Origin of the sequence: Roseomonas sp. BN140053 (assembly GCF_047690175.1) — a bacterium.
In the GTDB taxonomy this organism is placed as follows: Bacteria; Pseudomonadota; Alphaproteobacteria; order Acetobacterales; family Acetobacteraceae; genus Roseomonas.
Window position 1 is genome coordinate 44,944 of sequence record NZ_JBLLEB010000029.1, and the last position, 9,683, is coordinate 54,626.

Consider the following 9,683-nt stretch of genomic DNA (forward strand, 5'->3'; position numbering starts at 1 on the left):
CATGTGGCAGATTCCGCGCTTTCTGCCACATCCGGTTCGCGCTGCCGCGGGGTGGCCGACGACCGGTGCTCGGCAGGAAAGGCCGGGGGAGTGAACTCCCCCGGGCCCCCTCCTTCTTTCGGGAGTTCAGTGGGCTCCGGCCACCACCGGCGCACCCGAAAACTCCCGAAAATAGAAGGGGGTTCGGGGGGATACTTCCCCCCGGCTTTCCTTTCCTCAGCGCAGCGCGGTCGCCGACGGCTCAGCCAGCGGCAGCCGCCGGGCGCCGCGCAGCGCGTCGGCCAGCACCGCCAGGACGCCCACGACGGTCACGGCCGCGACGTAGTGCGCGGCGGCGAGGCGGTCGGAGGCCAGCATCATCGACACCAGCAGCGGCGTCAGCCCGCCGAACACGGCGTAGGCGACGTTGTAGGAGAAGCTCAGCCCGCTGAAGCGGATGGCGGCGGGAAAGGCCCGCACCATCACGAAGGGCACGACGCTGATCACCCCCACGAAGACCCCGGCCAGGGCGTAGAGCGGCAGCAGGTGTTCCGGCGCCGCGGCGGTGCCGAGGAACAGCGCGTAGGTGGTGGCCACCAGCCCTGCCCCGCCCAGGATCGCCACCGGCACCGCGCCGAAGCGGTCCAGCGCCGCCCCCATCAGCACGGCGGAGATCGACAGCGTCAGCGTGGCGGCGACGTTGGCGGCCAGGGTGCTGGCCGGGCTGAGGCCGTGCAGCTTCTGCATCAGCGTCGGCGTCATCAGGATCACCACCACGATGGCGGCGGTCAGCATCCAGGTCACCAGCATGGACACGATCACGGAGGTGCCGTGCTCGCGCAGCACCCGCTTCAGCGGCAGCTCCGCCACGGTTTCCGCGCGGCGGCGGATGGCCTCGAAGACCGGGGTCTCGTGCAGCCAGCGGCGCAGCACCATGGCCACGAAGCCGAAGATGCCGCCGACCAGGAAGGGAATGCGCCAGGCCCAGCCCAGCACCTCGGCGGGGGTGAAGGCGAGGTTGATCGCGGTGGCCATCAGCGAGCCCAGCAGGATCCCGGAGGTCAGCCCGCCCGTCAGCATGCCGCAGGCCAGGCCGACGCGGTTGGGTGGCACGTGCTCGGCCACGAAGACCCAGGCGCCCGGCGCCTCGCCGCCGATGGCCGCGCCCTGCATCATGCGGAACACCAGCAGCAGGATCGGCGCGGCGAGGCCGATGCTCTCATAGGTCGGCATCAGGCCGATCAGCAGCGTCGGCACCGCCATCAGGAAAACGCTGAGGGTGAACATGCGCTTGCGGCCGGAACGGTCGCCGAAATGCGCCATGACGATGCCGCCCAGCGGCCGGGCCAGGTAGCCGGCCGCGAAGATGCCGAAGGTCTGCACCTGCTGCAGCCAGTCCGGCGTGTTCGGCGGAAAGAACAGGTGGCCGATGGCCGCCGTGAAGAACACGAAGATGATGAAGTCGTAGAATTCCAGCGCCCCGCCCAGCGCGGCCAGCGCGAGGGTGCGGGCGTCCTGGCGGGTCAGCGAACGCTGGGCGGTGGTGAGGGGAAAGCCATCCGGCATCAGTTTTCAGTCCTGCACGGGGTCGCGCGGGTTTATTCCCTTCTCGGGCACACGGGGTGGACGCAAGATTGCATCCCGCCCCCCCGCTATCCACGCGCGGTTGGGCATCGCTGCCGCGCGCCGGGAACAGGTCCGGGACCATCACCGGCGCTGCTGCCAGGGATCAGGATTACTGGTTCGACGGGGGCGGCGGGGGTGGCGCAGGCTGCGGGGCATGCCGCTCGATCCCGACCTGCTGGGCGCCTATCTCGCCGCCTGCCTCGTGCTGATCCTGCTGCCGGGGCCGGACATGATGTTCGTGCTGGGCCAGACCCTGGCCGGTGGGGCACGGCGGGGCTGGGCGGCGGTGCTGGGCATCCTCCTCGGCGCGCTGTGCCACGTCGCCCTGGCCGCGCTGGGCGTTGCGGCGGTGATCGCGGCCGAGCCCGCGCTGTTTTCCGCCCTGCGGCTGGCCGGGGCGGCCTACCTGATCTGGCTGGGATTGCAGGCGCTGCGACAGGCCTGGAGTGGCGGTGCGGTGGCGGTGGAAGCGGCGCCCGGGGCGCCGAGGGCGCCCGGGGTGCTGCCCCGGGGCGTCGTGGTGCAAGGGGCGCTGACCAACCTGCTCAACCCCAAGGTCGGGCTGTTCTTCCTGGCCTTCCTGCCGCAGTTCGTGGACCCCGGCCGGGCGCCGGCGGCGGTGCAGATGCTGCTGCTCGGGCCGCTGCTGCCGATCCTGGCCGTGCCCTTCTTCGCCCTGGTGATCGCCGGGGCGGGACGGGCCGCCGGCTGGCTGTCCCGCTCCGCCCGTGCCTCCCGCGCGCTGAACGGGGCGGCGGGGGCGATCTTCCTGGGGCTGGGCGTCAGGCTGCTGCTGGCGCCTCGCTGAGCGGGGCGCAGGCCGCGGCCAGCCAGGCCGCCGCGTCCGCGTCCAGCTGGGGCCCGACCTCGGCCAGCACGCGGGCGTGGTAGGTGTCCACCCAGTCGCGCTCCTCGGGCGTAAGCAGCGCCGGCTCGATCAGCGGACGCTCGTAGGGGGCGAGGGTCAGCGTTTCGAAGCTCAGCCAGGGGCGGCCGGACAGGCCGGGGCCGGCCGGCTGCACCAGCAGCAGGTTCTCGATCCGGATGCCGTATTCGCCGGGCAGGTAGAAGCCGGGCTCGTCCGACAGGATCATGCCTTCCTCCAGCGGCACGGCGCGGGCGGCTCGGGAAAAGGCCACCGGCCCTTCGTGCACCGACAGGAAGGAGCCGACGCCGTGGCCGGTGCCGTGGTCGTAGTCCAGCCCGGCATCCCAGAGCGGCCGCCGCGCGATGCTGTCCAGGTGCGGTCCCGCCACGCCCTGCGGGAAGCGCAGCGTGGCGAGCGCCACGTGGCCGCGCAGCACGCGGGTGTAGCGGGCGCGCAGCTCCGCCGGCGCCGGGTCCGGGCCGGTCCACAGGGTGCGGGTGACGTCCGTGGTGCCGTCGGGGAACTGCGCGCCGCTGTCGATCAGCATGACCTCGTTGCGGCCGATGCGCCGGTCGCTCTCGGCCGAGGCGCGGTAATGGACGATTGCGCCGTTGGGGCCGCTGCCGGCGATGGCGGGGAAGGATTCCGCGCGGAACCCGTCCAGTTCGCGCCGGAAGGCCAGGAGTTGGTCGGCGGTGCCGACCTCCGTCAGCCCGCCCTTCCCGGCCTCGACGGAGAACCAGTGGAGGAAGCGGGCCAGCGCCACCGCGTCGCGGGCATGGGCGGCACGGGCGCCGTCCTGCTCAGTGGGGTTCTTGCGGGCGCGCGGCAAGCGGCAGGGGTCCTCGCCCGTCGTGACCTCCGCCCCGGCCTCGCGCAGCTGGATGCCGAACCAGGCGGGGGTGGAATCCGGGTCCACCCGCACGCGCTGGCCGGAGAGTTCCGCCAGCGTCTCGCCCCAGTTTTCCGGCGCGTGCAGCGACACGGCGTTGCCGAGATGCTCGCGCAGTTCGTCCGTCACCTTGGCGGGGTCGATGAACAGCTCCACCCGCCCATCGGTCCGCAGCAGCGCCTGGGCCAGGGCCAGGGGCGTGTAGCCGAGGTCGCCGCCGCGGATGTTCAGCAGCCAGGCCACGCTGTGCGCGTCGGCCAGCACCGCCGCGTGCTCACCGACCTGATGCAGGCGGGAGGCCGCGGCGGCGCGCTTTTCCGTGGCAGACACGCCGGCGAAGCGCAGCTCGTGCGGCACGGCCGTGGCGGTGGGCGCGGCCGGGCGATCGGTCCAGGCGGCGTCCAGCGGGTTCTCCGCCAGCGGCACCAGCACGGCGCCGGAGGCGGCGAAGCGCTCCACCGCCGAGGCCGGGAGCAGCCGGGGGTCATAGCCCACGCGCTTGCCGGCGGCGTGCTGCCGCAGCCAGTCGGCCGGCGGCGCTTCCGTCAGGTGGTGCCGTTCCCAGAGGGAGGGGTCGGTCTGCTGCGCCACCTGGGTGGTGTAGCGGCCGTCGGTGAAGATCGCCGCCCGGTCGGGCAGCACCACCGCCAGCCCGGCGCTGCCGGAAAAGCCGGTCAGCCAGAACAGCCGCTCGGCCGAGAGCGGGACGTATTCCCCGAGATACTCATCCGAGCGCGGCACGATGAAACCCTCGGCCCCGGCGGCAAGCAGCCGGGCACGCAGGGCGGAAAGATGGGCCGCGGCGCTCACGAGATCGCGACATTCGTAAATAACATATTTCAACCTCGTTTCATGCGTTCGTTGCATGCCACCGGTACCGGATCGGCACGCCCGCGCGGCGCGGCAATGCCTATCTTCACCTCATGAAGCGCGCCAGGGCGAGAGTCGGCATTCGGCCGGGGCTCGTGGACCTCGGAACGCGCCGCATCCGGAAACCCGTCATGACCACCCGTTATCCCGAAGCCAGCCTCCTGATGCCCAGCCCCGCCGCCAGCGAAAGCCGCGGCGCGCTGACGCGCCGCCTGCAGGCGCAGCAGCAGAGCGACACGCCGGCCGGCGGCTGGCTGCGCGGCCTGCTGGCCCGCATGGCCGAGGGGCTGAACCGCCGCCGCGCCATGGCCGAACTGCGCGAGCTGTCCGACCGCGAGCTGGCCGATATCGGCCTGACCCGCAGCGAGATCCCCTTCATCTTCGCGGCTTCCGCGACCCAGGCCGAAGCGGCCGCCGTCGCTCCCGCCGCGCCGCGGGCAACCTCGCCCAAGGCCGCGAACGATCTGGCCGGCATCCGCGCCGCCGCCTGACTTGGTTCCGCTCCCGGCGCAGGGCTCTCCCCCGAGCCCCGCGTCCTGAGCGGGATCGCGACCACCGGGACGGTCGGCCCCCGGGCCGGCTATCGGCTCCCGACCCGACCGGTGGTCCTTCGACCGGAGCGGCCCGGCATCACGCCGGGCCTGCCCCTCCTTCAGCGCTTGCGCAGCACCAGCGTCGCCCAGGCGCCCTGGTCCAGCCGTCGTTCCAGCACCAGCCCGCAGCGGCGGTGCGCGGCCAGCACCATCCGCACCTGCGTCCCCAGCAGACCCGCCAGGATCGCCGTTCCCCCGGGGGCCAGATGCCCCGCGAGGTCCTTGGCCATGGCGCAGAGCGGCCGGGCCAGGATGTTCGCGAAGACCAGGTCGTAGCGCCCGGCCCGCACCGCCGGCGCCCGCCAGCCATCCGCCAGCCGCGCCGTCACCAGGGACTTGATCCCGTTCATGGCGGCGTTGTCGGCGGCCACGCGCACCGACCAGGGCTCGATATCCGTGGCCAGCACGGGGCGGCGCAGCAGCTTGGCGGCGCCCATGGCCAGGATGCCGGAGCCGGTGCCGATATCCAGGATACGTCGCGGCCGGCGTGCCGCCACGCGCTCGAAGGCGATGAGGCAGCCGCGGGTGGAGCCGTGCTCGCCCGAGCCGAAGGCCAGGCCGGCGTCGAGGCGCAGCACGATGCGGCCCCATTCGCGCGGGTCCGGCAGGTGGGTCGGGCGGATCAGGAAGCGGTGGCCGACCTCCTGTTCCGGGAAGGCTTCCACCGTGCGGGCCAGCCAGCCCTCGGCGTCCGTGTCGTGGCGGGCGGGCGGGCCGGCGTCGTGGCCGCTGACCAGGGCGGCCAGGGACAGGGCGGCGGTCAGGGCGGCCTCGTCGCCGTTGCGGTCCCAGACCGCCTCGATGCGCCAGGTTTCCTCGTGCGGCAGCTCGCGGAAATAGCCGACGGTGCGGCAGACGCTCTGCAGCGCGGCCTCGTAGGCGGGCACCGCCTCGTCCGGCAGGTTGGAGAAGGTGAGGGTTTCCAGTTCCACCGGGTGGCGCTGGCCCGGCGGGGTCCAGTTGGGGGCGGTCATCACGCGCGCTCCACGAAGCGGTCCAGCACGCGCTTGGAGCCGGTCTTGTCGAATTCCACGTCCAGCCGGTCGTCATCCACGCGCGTCACCCGGCCGTAGCCGAATTTCTGGTGGAAGACGCGCGTGCCGACGGTCATGGCATCGGGGCGGGCGGGGCGGTCCTGCACCTCCCAGGCGCCGGCCTCGATCACCCGCGGCTTGCGCGAGGTCAGCGGCGAGCCGGCGGCGAAGACGCTGGGCGTGTCCAGCATGCGGCTGCGCTGCATGGAGGAGGAGCCTTCGCGCGACACCGCGTCCTCCGGCAGCTCGTCGAGGAAGCGCGAGGGGATGGCGCTGGTCCAGTTGGCGTAGATGCGGCGGTTGGCGGCGTGGCTGATGATCGCGCGCTTGCGGGCGCGGGTGATGCCCACGTAGGCGAGGCGCCGCTCCTCCTCCAGCGACTTGGTGCCGCCCTCGTCCAGCGCGCGCTGGTGCGGGAAGAGGCCCTCCTCCCAGCCGGGGAGGAAGACGAGGTCGAATTCCAGCCCCTTGGCGGCGTGCAGGGTCATCAGCGAGACCTTCTGCGTTTCCGCCGCCTCGTCGTTCTCCGTCACCAGGGCGACGTGGTCGAGGAAGCCGGCCAGCGTCTCGAACTCGCCGATGGCGCGCAGCAGCTCCTTCAGGTTCTCCAGCCGGCCGGGGGCTTCGGCGGATTTGTCCTGCTTCCACATCTCCGTGTAGCCGCTCTCGTCCAGCATGGTCGCCACCGCGACCACGTGGCCCTCGCGGCCCAGCATCTCGCGCCAGCGGGCGAAGCCGTCGAACAGCTCGCGCAGGGCGGCGCGCGGCTTGGGGCGGAAAGCTTCGGTGCGGGCCAGCTTCTCGGCGGCGACGGCCAGCGGGATGCCCTGGTCGCGGGCGGCGATGTGCATCTGCTGCAGGCCGCCGTCGCCGACGCCGCGGCGGGGGACGTTGACCAGCCGCTCGAAGGCCAGGTCGTCGCTGGGCTGGTGTAGGATGCGCATGTAGGCCATGGCGTCGCGCACCTCGGCCCGTTCGTAGAACTTCAGGCCGCCGACGACGCGGTAGGGGACGCCCAGGACGATCAGCCGTTCCTCGAAGGCGCGGGTCTGGAAGCCGGCGCGGACGAGGATCGCCATCTCGCCGAGCTGGAACTTCTGGCGCTGCGCCTGCTCGATCTGCTCGCCGACCATGCGGGCCTCCTCCTCGGAGTCCCAGAGCGACACGACGCGGACCTTCTCGCCCTCGGCGTCGTTGCGGCCGGCGCGCAGGGTCTTGCCCAGGCGGCCCTCGTTGCGGGCGATGAGGCCGGCGGCGGCGGCCAGGATGGGGCGGGTGGAGCGGTAGTTGCTTTCCAGCCGGACGATGCGGGCGCCGGGGAAGTCCTTCTCGAAGCGCAGGATGTTCTCCACCTCCGCGCCGCGCCAGGAATAGATCGACTGGTCGTCGTCGCCGACGCAGCAGATGTTCCTGCGCTCCTGCGCGAGGAGGCGGAGCCAGAGGTACTGCACCGTGTTGGTGTCCTGGTACTCGTCCACCAGGATGTAGCGAAAGGCGTGGTGGTACTGCGCCAGCACGTCGGGCTGGGTGCGCAGGATCTCGGTGGTGTGCAGCAGCAGGTCGCCGAAATCGGCGGTGTTGAGATCGCGCAGGCGGTCCTGGTAGGCCTCGTAGAGCGAGCGGGCGCGGCCGTTGGCGAAGTCCGTGTCCTCGGCCGGGGTGACGCGGGCGGGGGTCAGGCCGCGGTCCTTCCAGCGCTGGATGGCGGTCATCAGGCCCTGGGCCGGCCAGCGCTTCTGGTCCACGCCGGCCGCGTCCATCACCTGCTTGAGCAGGCGCATCTGGTCGTCGGTGTCGAGGATGGTGAAGCTCGACGTCAGGCGGACGTATTCCGCGTGGCGGCGCAGCATGCGGGCGCAGAGGGCGTGGAAGGTGCCGAGCCAGAGCCCTTCCGCCGGGCGGCCGAGGATGGCGGCGACGCGCTCGCGCATCTCCTTGGCGGCCTTGTTGGTGAAGGTGACGGCGAGGACCTGGCTGGGCCAGGCCTTTCGGGTCATCAGGATGTGGGCGAAGCGCGTGGTCAGCACGCGGGTCTTGCCGGTCCCCGCCCCGGCCAGCACCAGCAGCGGGCCGTCCACGGTTTCCACCGCTTCCCGCTGCTCGGGGTTCAGGCGGGCGAGGTAGTCGCCGGCGCCCGGCGGCGGGGCGGGCGGCAGGGCGGGAACGTAGGGACCGCTGCTCATTGGCACACTCCCAGGGAGCCGGTGGCGCAGACCCGCTCGCCATCCGTCCAGCGCGCGCCGTCCAGCACGGCGGAGCTGAGGTCGGCGCCGTCCAGGGACGCGCCGGTGAGGTCGGCGCCGGACAGGTCGGCGCGGAAGAACTTGGCGCGGCGCAGGTCGGCGCGCAGCAGCTTGACCCGGCGCAGCGTGGCGCGGGTGAAGTCGGCGTCGCGGAACTGGCCGTCCGACAGGTCCGCCCCTTCCAGGTCGGCGGAGACGAAGCGGCTGTTGGGCGCTTCGACCCGCGGCAGCAGCGCGCCGGTCAGCTTGGCGCGGGACAGGGAGGCGTCGCGCAGCACGGCGCCGGACAGGTCCGCGCGCTCGAAATCTCGGCCGTCCAGCAGGCAGCGGCGCCAGTCCACGGCGGGGGCGGCGGCGTCGTTGCAGGCGGCCGCGGCGGAGCCCGCCCAGAACAGGGCGCCCAGCAGGGCCAGGATGGCGGGGCGGAAGGAGGGACGTCGGGATGGTGCGCGCACCGGCCGGGTTCTAGAACGATCCGCGAACCCGGCCAACCTCGCGTGACCCCTGCCCTCCCCCTCGCCGCGCGGCTGCGCGCCGTTCTGGAAGCCTGCGCCCGGCGCGGCGGGCTGCTGCTGGCCCTGGGCATCTTCGCCGGGCTGCTGGTGCCGCCGCTGGCCAGCGCCACCCGCGACGTGGTGACGCCGGTGGTCGCCTGCCTGATGACGCTGGTGCTGCTGCGGGTGGATTTCGCGCAGGTGCTGGGCTGGCTGCGGCGGCCGGGGCTGGTGGCGGCGCTGCTGGGGTGGCTGCTGGTGTGTTGCCCGCTGATCGCCTGGGGGGTGGCCGGGCTGGTGGGGCTGCACGGGTCACTGGCGGCGGCGCTGGTGATCATGGCCGCCGGCTGCGCCGCGACCTCCGCCCCCGCCTTCGCGCGCATGGTGGGGCTGGATGGGGAGGTGAGCCTGGTGGTGTCGCTGCTGTCCACCCTGCTGGTGCCCTTCACCGCGCCGCCGATCGCGCTGGGGCTGCTGGGGGTGGATCTGTCCCTGTCCGTCGGCGCGCTGAGCGCCCGGCTGGCGCTGGTGGTGGGGCTGCCGCTGGTGCTGTCGCTGGGGCTGCGCCGGATCCTCGGGGGCGCGGTGCTGGAGCGCTGGGGGCGGGCTGTGGACGGGGCCGTGGTGCTGCTGGTGGTGCTGTACGGCTTCGGGGTGATGGACGGGGTGCTGGCGTGGCTGCTGCGCGAGCCGGGCTTCGTGCTGGGGGCCACGGCGCTGGCCTTTGCCGGGGCTTTCGGGCTGAACGCGCTGACGGCGGCGGCCTTCTGGCCGGCGGGGAAGCGCTTCGCGCTGTCGGCGGGGCTGCTGTCGGGGAACCGGAACATGGCGCTGTTCCTGGCGGTGCTGCCGGCGAGCACGGATGCGCGGGTGCTGTTGTTCTTCGCGTTGTGCCAGTTCCCGTTGTTCTTGAGTCCGGGGTTGCTGAGGCCGCTCTACGAGCCGATTACGGATGACAGTTCTAGAGGCTGTTGTGGACTGAGGGGAGGTCCAGATTTGCGGGATGACCCGCAAGGCTTATCCGTCCGACGTATCCGATGAGGAATGGGGTCTGGTCGCACCCTACCTCGTGCTGCTGCCCGAG

At 72.7% G+C, this 9,683-nt stretch carries 9 protein-coding genes; 4 read left to right on the forward strand and 5 right to left on the reverse strand.

The window, feature by feature from the left end:
• Positions 1-216: 216 nt before the first annotated feature.
• Positions 217-1,545, reverse strand: coding sequence for an MFS transporter (locus tag ACLIBK_RS19790; RefSeq protein WP_415389020.1), 1,329 nt, complete (start codon positions 1,543-1,545; stop codon positions 217-219).
• 214 nt (positions 1,546-1,759) lie between these two features.
• On the opposite strand from ACLIBK_RS19790, the gene ACLIBK_RS19795 reads away from it, so the two are divergent.
• A complete protein-coding gene (locus ACLIBK_RS19795) occupies positions 1,760-2,413 on the forward strand; it encodes a LysE family translocator (protein ID WP_415389021.1) in 654 nt (217 codons plus the stop codon).
• On the opposite strand, the gene ACLIBK_RS19800 is transcribed toward ACLIBK_RS19795, so the two are convergent.
• The gene (locus tag ACLIBK_RS19800) at positions 2,388-4,232 is read right to left on the reverse strand and encodes an aminopeptidase P family protein (protein ID WP_415389022.1); all 1,845 of its coding nucleotides are present in this window, start codon (positions 4,230-4,232) and stop codon (positions 2,388-2,390) included. The two genes, ACLIBK_RS19795 and ACLIBK_RS19800, sit on opposite strands and share 26 nt — an antisense overlap.
• Positions 4,233-4,366: 134 nt before the next feature.
• On the opposite strand from ACLIBK_RS19800, the gene ACLIBK_RS19805 reads away from it, so the two are divergent.
• Entirely contained in the window at positions 4,367-4,726 is a 360-nt protein-coding gene (locus ACLIBK_RS19805; RefSeq protein ID WP_415389023.1) for a DUF1127 domain-containing protein, read from the forward strand.
• 161 nt (positions 4,727-4,887) lie between these two features.
• Here ACLIBK_RS19805 and ACLIBK_RS19810 read toward each other — a convergent pair whose 3' ends face one another.
• The 3 genes from ACLIBK_RS19810 to ACLIBK_RS19820 are packed head-to-tail and all read right to left on the reverse strand — an operon-like array spanning position 4,888 to position 8,560.
• Positions 4,888-5,802: a 50S ribosomal protein L11 methyltransferase gene (locus ACLIBK_RS19810; protein WP_415389024.1), complete on the reverse strand. Its 915-nt coding sequence runs from the start codon at positions 5,800-5,802 to the stop codon at positions 4,888-4,890.
• Positions 5,802-8,045, reverse strand: a complete 2,244-nt coding sequence (locus ACLIBK_RS19815; protein WP_415389025.1) for an ATP-dependent helicase — start codon at positions 8,043-8,045, stop codon at positions 5,802-5,804. The genes ACLIBK_RS19810 and ACLIBK_RS19815 overlap by 1 nt, the downstream gene beginning before the upstream one ends.
• Positions 8,042-8,560: a pentapeptide repeat-containing protein gene (locus ACLIBK_RS19820; RefSeq protein ID WP_415389026.1), complete on the reverse strand. Its 519-nt coding sequence runs from the start codon at positions 8,558-8,560 to the stop codon at positions 8,042-8,044. The genes ACLIBK_RS19815 and ACLIBK_RS19820 overlap by 4 nt, the downstream gene beginning before the upstream one ends.
• A gap of 42 nt (positions 8,561-8,602) precedes the next feature.
• Here ACLIBK_RS19820 and ACLIBK_RS19825 point away from each other — a divergent pair, with 42 nt between their 5' ends.
• Together ACLIBK_RS19825 and ACLIBK_RS19830 are read left to right on the forward strand one after the other, a co-directional pair.
• Entirely contained in the window at positions 8,603-9,640 is a 1,038-nt protein-coding gene (locus tag ACLIBK_RS19825) for a hypothetical protein (protein WP_415389027.1), read from the forward strand.
• A partial coding sequence (locus ACLIBK_RS19830; protein ID WP_415389032.1) for a transposase occupies positions 9,603-9,683 on the forward strand: 81 nt, incomplete at its 3' end. The genes ACLIBK_RS19825 and ACLIBK_RS19830, both read left to right, overlap by 38 nt.